Below are 14,603 nucleotides of genomic sequence, written 5' to 3'. Positions count from 1 at the left end.
CAGCAGTTCGCTGCGTTTAGTGGGAAGAAGGTCTCGTCATGCCACGCTACATCATTGAAAGAAACTTCGCAGAGCAACTCGATTTATCGAAAGAAGGGGTCGAGCAAATCAACCTGATCAACGACCAGGAAGGAGTGAAGTGGATTTTTTCCTTTCTCAGCGCGGACCGGAAAAAGACTTACTGCCTTTACGAGGCGCCCAACACTGAAGCCATTCTCGCCGCCGCCGGGAGGAACCATGTTCCCGCAGATGTGATCATCGAGGTTAGCGGGGAGATCGGCCCCAACATGTTTGCATAGCTCTCCTCGGCCAAGCACAGCTCGTGGTGAGGCGGCTGGGATCGTCCGGGCTGCCTTCGGCCGGAGTGTGACTTTTTTATTCGCGAGGACTTTGAAGGGCCCTGCAAAGCTATGATTGCCAAAGCTCGTTTGCCTGGGGCAGGCCCGCGGCACGATTTCGCAAGGGCAACGATACGCTGACAGACGAGTATTAGTTTGAAATGAGGACCTGCCTAGGATCGCGCCGACGCGACTGGTCTCCGCACGGGCACTGGCTGCTGGACGACGGTTAGAGCTGTGATACCCGCCTCATCGGCCGCACGCAGGAATGCGACCCGAAATTGCTCTGGAGCGATCTTACCGCTGATCGCGTCGAGGCAAGCCTTCACCGCAGTGACGTATTCTTCGCCGTCATCGGTGGGCCAGTCCTTGAGCAGCATATATGCCGCGTCGCCGAGGGTGCGGACTATCCTGTGAACTGGCTGGCCGCGCAGAGCCAGCCCGACGGGTGCGAATGCAGAGGTTGCGTCCCAGTCCATGTTCTCGACCGCCCAAGGCAGGGATCGCAATCCCCAAAGAGCACCATACGCGTATATTCGGAATCCGTAATTGACGATTGGTTACCTGACGTGACCAGGCGTGAAGGTATACCGTAGGAAAGGAGCGGGCGCTCTACGATTTGACATCGGAGCGCCCTAAGCTGCATCGGCCTTTGTTGCGATGATGGCCGATGGCTGGATGCCCTAATGATGAGATTCTGATGAGATTTCAACCTCCAGTGCGGCAGTTTCTGGTTGGATCGGAACAGGGACTCGGCGAAACATTCACTTTCACCGCCCATTTACCAGCTTTCATGCTGAACGCAGGTTCGTCTTGGAGGCGTTGGTTGTTTTGTTTAGAATGAAAACACTAACAAGGGTTGTGCTCGGTGCTATTCATTTCGATTGGACTTCTCATAGCCCACGTTGCCATTGTCGCAGCGATTTTCGCTCTTGTCGGCCAGCATCGATGGATGATTGCGCTTTTGCTAAGCTGGTATGGCATCGTCATGATAGGGGTCATCGCGGCCATTTGGGTTCACTATAAGAGATCGACCCGACGCGCGGAGCCGTCTCACTAAAATGCGGGGCACCTCAAACTCGAAGCCGGGTGGCGCGGTACTCGTTCTGTTCGAGACGGAACATCTCAAAGGCAGCATTCGAACTGCGCTCGCCCAGGCAACACTCACTCCGTGGCAACGGAACTTCCTGTCGGACGTGCTCGCCAGGTTGGAGAGGTGTGGCAGCAAGACGCGCTTGAGCGACAGGCAGTTGTCCAAGTTACACCAAATTCTCGGCGGTGAAGGTGCGGGTATTCGAGGAGCGCCGCAGAAACAGCGAACGACCCTGGACAGCAGGCGCTTCCAACGTCACGCACGGTCGTTCCTGTCACGAGAGGCCGCATGGTGGCGCAGGAGAATTCTCCGCGACACGATGATCGTGGCTGTCGTTGCGTCAGCTGGGCTCCTCTATTCATTATTCGAGATGGGCGAATTCGCATTCGAAGGCGCGTCCCGGCCGTCACCCATTGCGTCGGTCTTGGCCAAGCAGGCATTCACGATCACTGATGGCGATACAGTCCACGTTTCGGGAGAGCGGGCAGGGACGCGCCTGGTTGGCTTCAACACACCGGAGAAGTTCTCGCCCCAATGCGAATACGAGCGCCAACTGGGGGAGCGGGCATCGGCACGGCTTCGGGAGCTTGTCGCCCATGGCAGTGCTCGGCTTACCAAAGTCGCATGCGCCTGTGCGCCGGGCACCGAGGGTACGAAGAAGTGCAACCATGGGCGCTATTGCGGGACCTTGCCAGTTGATGGAAGGGACGTCGGGAGCATTCTGATCAGCGAGGGCGCCTTGCCGTGCCGTTCATCTGCGGAGAGACCAGCTGCCCGCCAACGCCTCGGCCGTGGTGCAAGGCGTAGCCCAGTTCGAAAACCGGGATTTAGAATGCCTTTATCCATGGACATCGGGGTATGCGATACAACCGCGTCCCCTGGAAGTGGTAGCGGTACCTGCGATCGTCCGGTGGCGAGATTACCATCATCTGCCAACCTTGTTGGCGGGCGTTCAGCCTCAGTTACCGAAGGCGCTGAAAGGGCATCGTCTCTACCATTTGTCGGCCCGTATGATCTCGGGAGCCTTTCCAAATTGGGCAACTGAGGCATCCCGAAATTCGAAGGTCCTTCGCGGCGAGCGGCTTGGAAAAAAGCCAGCCTTGTCCGAACGAAACCCCGTGTTCGCGAAGATGGGCGGCTTGCTCTTCTGTCTCGACACCTTCCGCAACGGAGAAAAGCCCAAGCTCTGTTGCCATTTCGATGATGTGCAAAGTTACCGAACTCGTCGCCGCGCCTCGTCCGATCGTATCGATAAACGATTTGTCGATCTTGAGCGTATCTACAGGCAAACCTTGAAGATACTGAAGACTTGAATACCCTGTGCCAAAGTCGTCGATGGCGATCGAATGGCCAGCCCTTCGCGCTCTGTCCAAATTCGCGCGGGTGGCATCGACGTCGATAAAGCCCATTTCGGTCGCCTCCAACCAGATTTGCTCGTTGCGAATGCCCGTGTGCCGAAGTTTTTCGGCTATCATATCGATGAAGCGGCCCGACTTGATGTCTGCCGCAGAGAGATTGATGGCAATGTGCAGCCCTCTGTCGTCAACCAGAACAGTGTTCAGTTCGCGAACGACCTCGTCGAGTACCTGGTCGGTGATCGGCACGATCAGTCCCGTTTCCTCCGCCAACGGAATGAAGAGATCAGGCCTGACGAGGCTACCATCTCGCCGCCTCCATCGCACCAGCGCTTCGGCACCCACGCAGATGCCGGTCGCTAGTTCGACGATCGGCTGATAGTGCACGATGAATTGGCGCTTTTGGATCGCAAACTCAAGCTCGGCACGTGGCGACAGCCTGCCTCTAGAAAACACCACGACCATAACCATGATGAAGGCGGCAATGAACAGGCCTACAGGAAGAAACAACGCCAACTCGCGACGGAGCTGACCGTAGACCATCTTTGACTGCTCTGATGCCACGGCGACTACGCCGTCACCCACTAGCGACGCGAACATCCTCTCGCCGTCAATCCCGCTGTCATCATTGCGCAGGTGATGGCACGCAAACGAAACATCGGGATCATTAACCCCGTCGATCAGCAACCCCGTATTACTAAAGAGGACGAGTGATATCCCCGGACGCAGCTCGACATCGACAAACCTCGAAGGCACGACCAAGGCATTGTAACTGCCGAGGGAAAGCTCCGTCATGGCGTTCCCCCGGCTGATAAGCGGAAGAATTCGCAGATGCACCTGTACGCCGTTGGAAGTGGTATAATCTCCGCCTTCCTTGCGGATGTCGGCTTCCGTTATACCCCATGAGGTGCATTTTAACTTGCCGCCCTCGAAGTAGCCGATCTCTTCGACAGATACGGTATTCATCGTCATCTTGCGCATCAGCGCGATGTGCTCTTGCGAGCATGGAGCGACGTTTGCCGCATTCATATCGATGAGCGCTTGGCGCGCGTCGGAAAACGTGAATTTTGCGCGCTCATGCACGCTGACGGCATGCTCGCGAAGGATAGACAGTTCCTTGGCTATTGCGATCTACCAAGAGGCATAAGCCATGGCGGCGAGCGGCGCGAGAGCCCCAACGACCGCAAGAACAATGCCTAGCGAGATAACGCGATACCGTCGTGCTTGCATGAGCCACCTGTAATTAACACCATAGATGGCAATCGTTAATGAATAGGGATTGCTCGCAGGCGAACGGCGCAGTCGCGGATTTACCTGCCCCGATCGCGATCCATCTTGACATGCAGAAGCATGCTGGAGCCGGCGACGCCAAGTTCAAGCAGGAATGAAACCAGCGACAACATCAATGATACGATCGCGCCGCCGAAGAACCAGACGAGGTTTTCTGGACGGCGAACTGCCCTGCAGGAGATCAAGCCTTCGGCTTTCTTCCGGCCCTCATTGGCGCTGGTTTTCCCTCAGACAAGGACGGTTCAGAAAAAAACGCAGAAATGTCTATTGAGAGCGCGACCGCGAGGCGATCCATAAGATCGATCGAGGCATTGTGCTTGCCTCTCTCCAAATCGCTAATCACCGTTCGATCCACCTGCGCGTCCACAGCGAGATTCTCCTGTGTGACTTTCTTGGAGACCCTGAGATTTCGCAGGTTCCAGGCGATGCGTGTGCGAGTGTCCATATCTCATGGCCACCATCTTGCATTGCATTAATCCATCGGATATATCCGACATATTATCATTGTGCCCTAGCTTGGTCATCGAACGATGCGGCGAGGGCGCAGAGCCTGAAGAGGAGACGCGAAAATGGAACTACGCCAGCTCTCCTACTTCGTCGCGGTGGCCGAAGAACTGCATTTCGGCCGCGCGGCCGCCAAGGTGCGCATCGCCCAGCCAGCGCTCTCGAACCACGTGCAGGCGCTGGAGCGCGAACTCGGCTGTCCGCTGTTCATCCGCTCGACCCGGCGGCTGGAGCTGACCAGGGCAGGGGAGATCTTCCACGCGCGCTGCGTCGGGATCCTGAGCGAGGTCGACCTTTCTGCCGAGATCACCAGGGCGGTGGCCGACAAGACTATCCGGCAGATCAGGATCGGCACCGTCTATCCGGCGACCACCGGCGTGCTGCCGGCGTTTCTGGCCAAGATCGCCCGCAAGTACCCGGATATCCGCATCAATATATCAAACGGCAATACCGGCGACATCATCCGCGGCCTGGAAAACGGCCAGATCAATCTCGGCTTTATCAGACCGGTGGAAAACATCGGCTCCTTGGCTTCTCGTCAATCGCCCATGAACGTTATCTTCTGGCGGTCGCCCGCACCAACCGGCTGGCGGAGCAGGCGGAGATTGCCATCGACGATCTGCGCTCGGAAAAGATCATCGCCTTCAATCGCAAGAACCTCTCTTTCACCGAGCGGTACTTCAACGAGAAGTTCGAGGAATACGATCTGACCCGCAACATCGCCTATAGCTGCGACGACACCTATTCGCTGGTGTCGCTGGTCTCGGCAGGCCTTGGCATCGGCTTTGCGCCGGAGTGGACCGAGGGATTGCCGAACCGGGCGTTCGAGCTGAAGGCGGTCAGTGAGGGGTATCGACTTCAGGATCGGGCTTGGTGTTGCCTGGAACAAGGAAGACCCAACCGCCTCGCGCGATGACATCGTTGATATCGCCCGCTCATTGGCGCGGCCGGGCAGGTGAGGCGATTTAGTGGAAGTCGCTGCCTCTGCAGACCGTGGTTACCGCGATTGTTGGCGATGATGCATGATGCCTCCAACGGCTTGAGGCTAGAGAAAATTGAGTGGGGATTCTAGAAGGCGGAGTAATATTGCTACAAGCCGCCCCTCTCAACGGACAAACGGTCCTTGAAAGCGATACCGTTTGATCTCACTTGATATGCTGACTTCGATTTTGAACTGACAGTTTTTTTGGCAAAGAAGCTGCCGCCGGTGCTCAGTAAAGACGCCTTATGACGTCAAGGAAACCAGCATGGCTATCATTGACCAAATTTTTTGCTTCTCCGTTCGCTCAATAGTGGGCGGATAGGCTAGGAAACAGTGTTCCTTATCTTCTCAGTTCGCGGCACATTGGAACGGAAAGTTATGATTCCGTCTGCGCGTGTTTTTGACGCGACCCGCATCTCCAATCGAATGAGGTGACTTTTGACGCAGTTCTTCGAAACCACTCAAGGAATAATGGCAATGGGAGCTCTGATTGCTGCGGGTGGCTTAACTGCTGGCGCCTGCATCCCCGCGGTGATTCAGCTCGCAAGAAAGCAGATCAATCGACGCCCAAGAAGCGAGGCGAGAAATCTGGCGATGATGACAGTGTTGGCGCTCGACAACTTCGTTGGCGCGAGCTATGCGGCAGTGCGGGACATCCCAGAATTCAATCCGATGGATGAAGGCGAATTCACTTTTCACGTTCCGGATCCCGTCCTTTCGCTTCCGAAGGACGCCGATTGGAAGCTTTTCACTACCGAGTTGTCAGACGAAATCTTGTGGCTGTCGAACAGGGTCAAGAACCTCAACTATGCATTGGATAGCCTCGATCTGTCCAGGCCCGGGTTCGATGGCTTCTTTGAGAAGCGCCAGGAAGGTTATGCGGGTCTTGCAGCCGAGGCCATGGACCTGATCGAGCGCATGCTCGAAAAGTTCGGCCTGACGCTGCCTACCAAGCCTGACTACTATCGCCAGCGTGAGGGCCTCGCATCGGCGATCCTGAGCGTGGGAGAACGAAGCTCAGGCCGTCGAACGACCGCGACTGTCACGCAATCGAACGGATCGAATGTCCTGCAACTATTTCCAAAGACAGGCGATGAAGCTGACTGATCTAACGCAAATGAATTGCTCTGCTGACGGCAGGAATTTCGATTGAGATCCGCGATAGGGAGTTGAAATGCAAGAACAATCGCTAAACCCTATCCAACTTGGGTTAGTGCAAGCCCGACGAGCCGTTTAGCTTCCAAGACCCATCTGCTGGACAAGCTACACCATTGAACCGAGTCACGCCCTCAAGACTTTGCTTGCTTGTGACGAAGTCGCGGCATCCGTCTGGATTGTTTGTGCCTGGCCGAACCTGCTCGATAACCCCAGCGCTGCCAGTGGACGGGTTAGCCCACGCTAGCGGATCAGAACCGACCGTGGCCCGTCCCACAGTTTCGGCAATCACCATTTGGTCGGTGATCGGAACTGCCGTCGCAGCGACCGGAGCAACTGTGGACGTCTGAAGCGGCTCGGGGTGCGAGCAAGCGGTAAGCACCAGCACAGGCGACACGAGGGTAATCACGATCAGTTTTGAAAGCATAGAGTGACAAACCAGCCATTCGGACTCTGCCCATGACATCGCATTGTGACCAGATGCGGGCGCCGTCGTTATCTGTTGTGGATATGGCGCTTCGCGGTGCGGTACTTCTCGGCAGTTTGAGCGCCTTCTCCTTAATCGGGAGGGCGCTTTTTCGTTTGTGGCGTAGCCGCCAAAGCGCAGGCGGCCGGCTTTCGCGCCGCAGCTCCTGACGGCACTACCGGACGAAAAAAACGCTGAAAATTGGCGGAACTTCCGCCGCTATTATTTGTTCTCACATTCGGAAAACAAACTGGGGTTACCACAATGACGCAAATCCGTGAACCGGAGCGCCGGAGCAGAATCTTGCGCGGCCGCCCCTATAGCCTTGATGAATTCGCTTCCAAATATGGCTTGAAGGGCGAGCAGGCAGAAAGCCTGTTCGCCCGCTTCGGGCCCTCCTCGATCGAACTCGACTTGCTGATGGCCGCCAAGCGCCGCCTGCCGGTTCGGCCGGACAGACCGGTCCCGCAGGACAGCAATCCCGAACCATCGAATGGAATGCATGGATGAGCAGTAGAGGCCACGAATGGATCAGTAAAAGAGCTTACGCGATCTGGGAGGAACAGGGCCGCCCTCACGGCCGCGACGACGAACACTGGCGCCAGGCAGTTGCCGAACGCGACGCGCTGGAGCGCACACAGGCTTCCGTTGATGGCCGCGAGGTGCTGGTGAAGTTTCGCCCGAAACCGCAACGGCCGGGAATGCCGCGCCAGCATTGGGGCAATCCATCGACGAAGGTCGGCTGAACGGCGTAACTCGCTTTTAAGCGGTTACTCGTGCGATCATCACATGACAAAGCACCAGTTATCGCTTGGCCGGCTTCACCATCGACGGGGTTGCGGCTTGGGTCAGGCCAATTAGCTGCACTGCGCGGCGCAAACCACCACTTCCGGTCTTTGGATTGGGAGCTTGCTGCTAGTGGATGGGGCTTGATGTTGGCGCGTCCACTCGTGTCGAACAGCGGCATACGTTCCGATCAGCGCAGTGCGGAGTTGCCGAGCGTACAGTAGCCTTCGTTGAAAACTTCGAGCACAGCCACTTCATACGATTGCGAAGCGGACATGTTGCATCTCCTTTGACAGGCAACAAAAATAGTGTCGGCAGCATGAGTTCGGTCGGAGGGAGCCGATCAACGGGGCCTCAAGCGTTCAGTGGAAGGTGTGCCCGCTCGCGACGCGATGCGTTCTTGCGCGAGCGTTCTTGGCTGCCATGGACAACGCATCAACTATTCTTTCGGGGCTCGCCGGCTTGGTGACGACAGCTCGGCCCTCCGGGTCGTCGGTGAGGACGGGGTTCACAGTGAAATACACCACCCCAAGTCCGAATTCGGAAAAGAGGGCGCGGGCAATGGACGGTCCGGTGATTCCATCCCCAAGCCGGGCGTCGATGATGGCGATGTCTGCTGCGGAGCCGAGCTCCAGAGCTTCCGACATGTTCCCCGCGGTGCCAGTGATTTCAAATCCGGCGTCGATCGCGACGTCCTCAATCACCAGAGCGATTCCCGGTTCGTCTTCGACGATGAGCAGGCGCATGGTTCGTCTCCAGGGCGGCTACAAAATCGGCGCGGCGCTCTCTGGCGTCGCCAATCAAAAACACTCCCCACCACAAGCGGTTCCACGTGTAGGACTTCAGTCTGATCCCCAACTAAGGTCCGAGATCCTCGCCCGCGCCCTGTCCGCGATCTGCATGAACGAATTGTCCGAGGACCAGACCTTAACGTCAGGCCCGAATGCTTCCAGTTTTTCATCAACGTGCGGCTGAAATATCATCACTCGTGACGCTTCGGCCGATATTACGAAGCGACCCGTGTTTCGTGGTTCGACTTGTGCTCGAGAAGGGTCTGCGCGGAATACTACGCTGTCTTCGTCTCGGGACGACCAAAGCGAACCGTGAATATCAACCGCGAATGAAGATGAAATTCGTCGATCAAATTGCTCCTTCGTGTTTGGAATGCCCAAAGGAGACCCCGCAGTCACGACGCGCTCTGATGCGGCTGGCTGCGGTGGATGCCAAACTGAATTCAACTCTCGCGGCCCGAGCGAACGGTGCCTAATGCGAGCGAGGTTGCATGAGCGAGAAATCGCGGGCCTGGGAAGCAGGCCCGCGATGCTTTCAACTTATTTGATGACTTCAATCACCGTGCGGGTCTTCGGATTGACGAGCACACGTTTTTTGTTGACGACCACATAACCGTAATCAGTTTGATCGGGGATTGTGTGGATCTCGACCGTGTCAGGAAGCGCCGTGGGTGTGTTTCGGAAACACAATGCACCATACTGCTGGATCGGCTTCGGATAGACGTCAATGTCATTCATCGTGTCTGCTCATCTTCATCGACGTTCTCGACCGTGCCAAATAGTCGAGGTTCCTTCGCTTAAGGTTCATGGCGTCCTCGTGTCAGCGCCAGAAGCGCTTCGTGTCGATGACCTCATCTACTGAGGACTGCGCCATGCGGATCAACGCATTCTTGTCATCGTGAGAAACGACAGAATCTCGAGCAGGGTGGTTGGCCAGTCCATGCTGCGCAAGCACGTTCGGTCCGGTTGCCAGATCGTTCAGTGCTCCAAGACAGTCCTGCAGCTCCTCCATCTCTGCGATGAATTTCCGGTGCCGGCGCGTGCCGCTCTTGTCGTCGAACAGCGATCCGAAGAACTCGGCCTCGTATCGAAACTTTTTAGCGTCCTTGCGAACCCGGTGTCGATGCTCGTCGTCGGTCTCAGCCAACGCACTGCCATGCTTTTTCAGCTTCTTAAGCATCTTGCGAGGGCCCGCGCGGCAAACTCCGAAGCCGACGCGACCTCGGAAGTTGCGCTACCGCCAGCGCTATCGAGGTCACATTGAAGCCACTCGTTGAAATCGAGCGCGCGCGCTCGCGCCGACCCCAGAGCCTCGACAGCGTCGTCGTATGCGTTGTTGCGGGCATCCTTGAGCTTGGCCCGAAGGTCGGAGTCCTTCGCTTTCATCAGCAGGACGTCGAGATTACGTGCTTCGCCGAGGACGCCAGCCAGCCAGCGAAGCTCCTCTTGGATCCTTTTCGGCTCGTCGCCCATCAGGAGCGGCTTGAACAGAGAGAACGCAGAGCGGAGACGCCGCAGAGCTACCCGCGCCTGATGAAGGGCTTCCAAATTGTCACGGAGGGCGAAATGACAACGCCTCGTTCTCAAGAGATGCGGACGCGGCGTGTCACCTGGCCGTTGCTCTCCCAGTATGTGTGTTTTTTGGCGATCCAGGGATCGTCCATGGCCGGTTGAATCTGCCCAGCGGCACTGATCGCGCGTGAGGTCACTGTGTGTTCTCCAGGAGAGGGATTTGCCCAATCAAAGGACCAAATTTTCCAAGCGTGCTCGGCTTCCTCGGTGTGATCAATGATCGCTGGTTTCCATGGGGTTTGATCGATTTGCACTTCGACCCGGTCGATCGGTGCCCCCCAGGCTGCGCCAATAACGCGGTAACCTGTGTCTGTCCGGGTGACTTTGGCGGGTGCGGACTTTATCAGCGCTCGGCCGACGGAAGTCTCAGCCCATACTGTCTCCCCGTTGTGCTCCTCCTCCCGGATGGTGACATAGTCGCGGGCCATCAGCAGGCTCATAAAACGGGTGTCGCGAACCTCGATGGCCTTCAGCCACTTGACGTTGGCGATGCCGTACCATCCCGGAGCAATCAGCCGCAGCGGGAAACCATTGGGTGTCGGCAGAGCCGCACCGTTCATTTCATAGCAGAGTAGATTTTCCGGGTTCATGGCGTCGGCCAGCGACATGCTGCGAGCGAAGTTCTGCTGCATCTTAATGTCGCGGTTTATGACCTCGCTTCCGTCGGTGCCGAAGAAGACGACCTCGATGCCACTATCAAGGACCCCGGCTTCCTGGAGGATCGGGGCAAGCGGCGTGCCTGCCCAGCGGGCATTGCCGATACCACCGGTGAAGAAGGGAAAGCCATGGTTGCCCGAGCATTCCACGGTAAAAACGACCTCCTGTCGCGGCCGCGCCTTGATGTCAGCAAGCGTCAATTTCAACGGCTTCTTGACATGGCCCCCGATCTCGAGGGACCAATTCTTCTCGTCGATCGACGGTCGATTGAAATGCGAGATGCTGAAGAACTTGTCATTTGGAGTTATGAAGGTATCCAAATCTTCCCAGACGAGCTGCGTCTGGATTCCGACTGGATCGGGACTTTCCGTCGGCTGATCGAGCCACGGAATAACCTTCTCGCCCGTCCGCGTCGGAAAAGCGTTGACCCCCGATGCGTACAGACCAGCGATTGCGGCGAGAACCGCACTCCCTTGAACGACAAATTCTCTGCGTTGAAGATCAGGCATGTTCTTCCCTCCCGGACGCCATCCGGAACGGGCTGCAATGCGCCTTGGGCCGCAGCCTAAGGACGGATAAGCGCACGATGTTTAGCCCGTCCGGAAATGCCCCCCGAACGAAGTTAAGCGTCAGCTTCGCATATCAAACATGCAGCGCCGGACGACATCTATGTTGCCTCATATCGTTAATATGCGCGACTTCAGAAGAATAGTCCATAGTTGTGGACGGACTGTTCTGGCGGAGCGCGTGCTTCTGCCATTGCCCGCTTATCGTTGATATGCGGTTGGCGGAGGTAATACTGCAGAAGCCCTTCCTGGTTTCAGGCAGCGTCCCAAAGAAGTTTTCCTCGACCGCTCCCCAGTCGCCAAGAAACCGGCAAGAAACGTGAGGCAAGCCATCTTCCTTCCGGCATCTCCAGCAAGAAGCGCTCAATGCTCCCAGCATCGAAGGGAAGGTACTCGAAATTCGGCTTCACTTGTTCAATATGTTCGCCGCCGACCCACTTCAAACGGTCCTTGAGAGCGATACCTTTCGATCTCACTTGATATGCTGACTTCGATTTTGAACTGCCAGCTTTTTGGCAAAGAAGCTGCCGCCGGTGCTCAGCAAAGACGCCTGGTGACGTCACGGAAACCAGCATGGCTATCATTGGCCAAATTTTTTTGCTTCTCCGTTCGCTCAAAAGTGGGCCGATAGGCTAGGAAACAGTGTTCCTTCGCGGCACATTGGAACGAATGAGGTGACTTTTGACGCAGTTCTTCGAAACCACTCAAGAATAATGGCGATGGGATCGCTGATTGCTGTCGGTGGCTTAACTGCTGGCGCCTGCATCCCCACGGTGATTCACCTCGCAAGAAAGCAGATCAATCGACGCCCAGGGAGCGAGGCGAGAAATCTGGCGATGATGACAGTGTTGGCGCTCTACGACTTCGTTGGCAGGACGCGGATGATCCTTTCGCGTGAGTGCCGAAACCATCTTGCCGGCGATCGAGACCGCTTCGGCGACGCCGTCGCCAGATCGGATTCACCCCGTCATAGTCTGGATCGAATCCTCCTGCATCGAATGTGGAAATGGAATCTGGCCAGGAGAAATGCTTCCACATCCAAGTACCGGCGATACTCACGGAGAATAGTGGCTAAACACGAAGTCTTTCGAGCGGTCCAGCTTGGTATGGCACGCAAAGCAGGACTTCAAAAGCGGCTCGCTCTGGTTGGCGACGCCGTTCTCGAACTGGCCATATCCCCACCCGCCACTGTCGGCGTACTTCTTCGAGTCCTTCACGCTGATCTGCACGTTCGTGGGGTCGCCCGCCACGAAGGACTGCGGCGCCGGAAATACGGCGTCGTTTTCGGGAGAAGACTTGTAGACGTAGGCTAGACGGGCGATCATTGCCCCATCCGGAAAAGGTCGCGTCCCCTCGCGGAAGGCCTTCACCGCGATGTCGTTTCCAAGGATCCCGCGGATGTCGTTGTTCTTCCCGGCTTCATGGGCGACCGTTATCATCTGCCAGCCGCGATATCCTTCCGGAAGACTGACCCCGTAGATGGGTGAGACGTTGTTCGACACGATGGTGGCGGCCCCGACGGAGACCCCGATCAAGACGACGCCCGCCGCAAGCAAGCGGAACGCTGTGATTGTCCGCATTTAACCTCCATCTGGGTAGATCGTCGATACTGTCAGTACGGCGAGGCACAGCGAAACGTTCGGATCGTCCTCGACGAAGCATGTGCGCGATGACGTGGTAACCGCCCCCTAGGGGTGCGACGTCCATCTCGCCTCCACGGCGTCCATCTTTACCGCAAGTTCTTCCGGGGTGAGCAGACCTTTCTGGAATGCGATGTTGGCGAAAGCGGCGATCCATCTCTCGTAGTACGAAAGCTTGCCGACGAGATCGGAGCCCAGAGACTCGACGCCACGTCGTTTCTCCTCGGTATTGATAATCTTGTGGAAGTCGAGGACGTCGGCCAGCGCGTGGCAACGTTTCTCCCAGGGGAGGAGTTCGTGCTCGACACGTTCGATCTTCGGCGCTTCCAACCCGCCGATGTCGTTCGGCAGACGCTTCAGGAACTGCTCACTGCCCGTCATGCCGGTTCTCCTTGACTTGGCGGTTGGATCTGAATGACGCCAATCATTGCGTCGCGGGTAACCAGGGCGGCAAGGTGCTCCTCGTCGAGACCGTCGGTCCCGGCCGGACGCATCGGTAGAACGAGATATCGCTGGATGGCGGTGGAGTCGCTCACCCGAATCTCGACGTCGTGTGGAATGTTGGTGCCGAATTCTTCGAGCACCTTTCGCGGCTCGTAGACGGCACGCGCCCGGTAGGGCTTCAGCTTGTACCAGTCGGGCGGTAGTCCGAGGACCGGCCGGGGGTAGCAGGAGCAGAGCGTGCAGACAATGAGGTTATGGACCTTCGACGTGTTCTCCAGCACGATGAGCTGGGTTTCGTCGTAAAAGGTGATGCCGAGTTCTTCGCAGCCGGTTCTGCCGTTCTCCAGCAGCCGGGCCTTGAAGTCCGGATCGGCCCATGCCCTTGCGACAACCTTCGCGCCGAGTGCCGGATTTCGGGAATCAAGGACCTCGATCTGCCGTCGGATTTCACCTGCAGTGAAGTACCCTTTTTCGATCATCAGCTCCTGAAACGCCGTCTCCATGATGTCGTAGTAGCCAGGCGCTTCAGACGCGACGATCGGAGCGTGATCGTCGTCATCTCCATGGTCGTGGTCGCCGTGTTCGTGCTCGCTCATTCTGAAACTCCCTCCAACCATGTTTCGAAGACCTCGATCCGAAGGCCGTCGTCGGGCGAACCGGTGTAGTCGCTCCAGATCGACGTCATCGGAACTGCAATTCGATAGTAGTGACGGACGGCGCCTGCATTCCGGCCAAACGCCTCTTCCTCGTTGTTGACCGCCTTCGGCTCCATGATCGCCTCGACGATCGCCGTCTGGCCACGCAAATAGAACGGCACCCGGTAGTGTCCGACCGGTGCACGGTCCGAGACCTTGACCCGCTGTCCGACCGCAAAGATGGGCAGCTCGCCAAAGGCCGGCACGACGCCTTCGATCTTCCTGTTGGGTGTATGGGCGGAATTCATCCAATCCTCCGATCATGCTCC

At 57.2% G+C, this 14,603-nt stretch carries 15 protein-coding genes and 3 pseudogenes; 5 read left to right on the top strand and 13 right to left on the bottom strand.

From position 1 onward, the window contains the following. Nucleotides 1-38: 38 nt before the first annotated feature. Nucleotides 39-299: a DUF4242 domain-containing protein gene (locus AC1D2N_RS03975; RefSeq protein WP_018246314.1), complete on the top strand. Its 261-nt coding sequence runs from the start codon at nt 39-41 to the stop codon at nt 297-299. A 212-nt stretch (nt 300-511) separates the two neighbouring features. Here AC1D2N_RS03975 and AC1D2N_RS03970 read toward each other — a convergent pair whose 3' ends face one another. From AC1D2N_RS03970 to AC1D2N_RS03960, 3 genes are all read right to left on the bottom strand, one after another. Further along, complete coding sequence (locus AC1D2N_RS03970; protein ID WP_130653752.1) at nt 512-817, bottom strand: DUF982 domain-containing protein; 306 nt, start codon at nt 815-817, stop codon at nt 512-514. 1,576 nt (nt 818-2,393) lie between these two features. After that, complete coding sequence (locus AC1D2N_RS03965; protein WP_245484523.1) at nt 2,394-3,869, bottom strand: EAL domain-containing protein; 1,476 nt, start codon at nt 3,867-3,869, stop codon at nt 2,394-2,396. A 388-nt stretch (nt 3,870-4,257) separates the two neighbouring features. Beyond that, nucleotides 4,258-4,521, bottom strand: coding sequence for a helix-turn-helix domain-containing protein (locus AC1D2N_RS03960; RefSeq protein WP_130653751.1), 264 nt, complete (start codon nt 4,519-4,521; stop codon nt 4,258-4,260). Between the two features lie 124 nt (nt 4,522-4,645). On the opposite strand from AC1D2N_RS03960, the pseudogene AC1D2N_RS03955 reads away from it, so the two are divergent. Beyond that, nucleotides 4,646-5,539, top strand: a pseudogene (locus AC1D2N_RS03955) (LysR family transcriptional regulator). Between the two features lie 461 nt (nt 5,540-6,000). Next, complete coding sequence (locus AC1D2N_RS03950) at nt 6,001-6,669, top strand: hypothetical protein (protein WP_130653750.1); 669 nt, start codon at nt 6,001-6,003, stop codon at nt 6,667-6,669. A 103-nt stretch (nt 6,670-6,772) separates the two neighbouring features. Here AC1D2N_RS03950 and AC1D2N_RS03945 read toward each other — a convergent pair whose 3' ends face one another. Further along, on the bottom strand, nt 6,773-7,144 hold the full coding sequence (locus AC1D2N_RS03945) for an RT0821/Lpp0805 family surface protein (protein WP_112908487.1): 372 nt from the start codon (nt 7,142-7,144) through the stop codon (nt 6,773-6,775). 303 nt (nt 7,145-7,447) lie between these two features. Here AC1D2N_RS03945 and AC1D2N_RS03940 point away from each other — a divergent pair, with 303 nt between their 5' ends. Both AC1D2N_RS03940 and AC1D2N_RS03935 read left to right on the top strand, forming a co-directional pair. After that, the gene (locus AC1D2N_RS03940) at nt 7,448-7,693 is read left to right on the top strand and encodes a hypothetical protein (protein ID WP_130653749.1); all 246 of its coding nucleotides are present in this window, start codon (nt 7,448-7,450) and stop codon (nt 7,691-7,693) included. Continuing rightward, entirely contained in the window at nt 7,690-7,929 is a 240-nt protein-coding gene (locus AC1D2N_RS03935) for a DUF2934 domain-containing protein (RefSeq protein ID WP_477980772.1), read from the top strand. The genes AC1D2N_RS03940 and AC1D2N_RS03935 overlap by 4 nt, the downstream gene beginning before the upstream one ends. A gap of 402 nt (nt 7,930-8,331) precedes the next feature. Here AC1D2N_RS03935 and AC1D2N_RS03930 read toward each other — a convergent pair whose 3' ends face one another. The 9 genes and pseudogenes from AC1D2N_RS03930 to AC1D2N_RS03890 form a co-directional block, all read right to left on the bottom strand. After that, entirely contained in the window at nt 8,332-8,715 is a 384-nt protein-coding gene (locus AC1D2N_RS03930; protein WP_130653747.1) for a response regulator, read from the bottom strand. A gap of 585 nt (nt 8,716-9,300) precedes the next feature. Beyond that, nucleotides 9,301-9,429: pseudogene (locus AC1D2N_RS03925) on the bottom strand (DUF1236 domain-containing protein); the annotation flags it as partial. A gap of 151 nt (nt 9,430-9,580) precedes the next feature. Further along, nucleotides 9,581-10,308, bottom strand: a pseudogene (locus AC1D2N_RS03920) (CHAD domain-containing protein). Nucleotides 10,309-10,343: 35 nt separating this feature from the next. Next, entirely contained in the window at nt 10,344-11,498 is a 1,155-nt protein-coding gene (locus AC1D2N_RS03915; protein ID WP_130653746.1) for a sulfite oxidase, read from the bottom strand. A 311-nt stretch (nt 11,499-11,809) separates the two neighbouring features. Next, nucleotides 11,810-12,139: a hypothetical protein gene (locus AC1D2N_RS03910; RefSeq protein ID WP_130653745.1), complete on the bottom strand. Its 330-nt coding sequence runs from the start codon at nt 12,137-12,139 to the stop codon at nt 11,810-11,812. A gap of 471 nt (nt 12,140-12,610) precedes the next feature. Continuing rightward, nucleotides 12,611-13,135, bottom strand: coding sequence for a cytochrome P460 family protein (locus AC1D2N_RS03905; protein ID WP_130653744.1), 525 nt, complete (start codon nt 13,133-13,135; stop codon nt 12,611-12,613). Between the two features lie 108 nt (nt 13,136-13,243). Next, the gene (locus AC1D2N_RS03900) at nt 13,244-13,576 is read right to left on the bottom strand and encodes an SH3-like domain-containing protein (RefSeq protein ID WP_130653743.1); all 333 of its coding nucleotides are present in this window, start codon (nt 13,574-13,576) and stop codon (nt 13,244-13,246) included. Continuing rightward, complete coding sequence (locus tag AC1D2N_RS03895) at nt 13,573-14,235, bottom strand: nitrile hydratase subunit alpha (protein ID WP_112908501.1); 663 nt, start codon at nt 14,233-14,235, stop codon at nt 13,573-13,575. The genes AC1D2N_RS03900 and AC1D2N_RS03895 overlap by 4 nt, the downstream gene beginning before the upstream one ends. Beyond that, entirely contained in the window at nt 14,232-14,582 is a 351-nt protein-coding gene (locus AC1D2N_RS03890; protein ID WP_130653742.1) for an SH3-like domain-containing protein, read from the bottom strand. The genes AC1D2N_RS03895 and AC1D2N_RS03890 overlap by 4 nt, the downstream gene beginning before the upstream one ends. Nucleotides 14,583-14,603 lie beyond the last annotated feature (21 nt).

It is taken from the genome of Rhizobium sp. P1_B8 (assembly GCF_056406515.1).
The sequence above is the reverse complement of the archived record's forward strand: the minus strand, read 5'-3'. Positions and strand labels throughout refer to the sequence as shown.

Bases quoted from the DNA above. Each gene is read 5' to 3' on its own strand.
- AC1D2N_RS03975 (WP_018246314.1), top strand. From the start codon at position 39: ATGCCACGCTACATCATTGAAAGAAACTTCGCAGAGCAACTCGATTTA.
- AC1D2N_RS03970 (WP_130653752.1), bottom strand. From the start codon at position 817: ATGGACTGGGACGCAACCTCTGCATTCGCACCCGTCGGGCTGGCTCTG.
- AC1D2N_RS03960 (WP_130653751.1), bottom strand. From the start codon at position 4,521: ATGGACACTCGCACACGCATCGCCTGGAACCTGCGAAATCTCAGGGTC.
- AC1D2N_RS03945 (WP_112908487.1), bottom strand. From the start codon at position 7,144: ATGCTTTCAAAACTGATCGTGATTACCCTCGTGTCGCCTGTGCTGGTG.
- AC1D2N_RS03940 (WP_130653749.1), top strand. From the start codon at position 7,448: ATGACGCAAATCCGTGAACCGGAGCGCCGGAGCAGAATCTTGCGCGGC.
- AC1D2N_RS03935 (WP_477980772.1), top strand. From the start codon at position 7,690: ATGAGCAGTAGAGGCCACGAATGGATCAGTAAAAGAGCTTACGCGATC.
- AC1D2N_RS03930 (WP_130653747.1), bottom strand. From the start codon at position 8,715: ATGCGCCTGCTCATCGTCGAAGACGAACCGGGAATCGCTCTGGTGATT.
- AC1D2N_RS03915 (WP_130653746.1), bottom strand. From the start codon at position 11,498: ATGCCTGATCTTCAACGCAGAGAATTTGTCGTTCAAGGGAGTGCGGTT.
- AC1D2N_RS03910 (WP_130653745.1), bottom strand. From the start codon at position 12,139: ATGATAGCCATGCTGGTTTCCGTGACGTCACCAGGCGTCTTTGCTGAG.
- AC1D2N_RS03905 (WP_130653744.1), bottom strand. From the start codon at position 13,135: ATGCGGACAATCACAGCGTTCCGCTTGCTTGCGGCGGGCGTCGTCTTG.
- AC1D2N_RS03900 (WP_130653743.1), bottom strand. From the start codon at position 13,576: ATGACGGGCAGTGAGCAGTTCCTGAAGCGTCTGCCGAACGACATCGGC.
- AC1D2N_RS03895 (WP_112908501.1), bottom strand. From the start codon at position 14,235: ATGAGCGAGCACGAACACGGCGACCACGACCATGGAGATGACGACGAT.
- AC1D2N_RS03890 (WP_130653742.1), bottom strand. From the start codon at position 14,582: ATGAATTCCGCCCATACACCCAACAGGAAGATCGAAGGCGTCGTGCCG.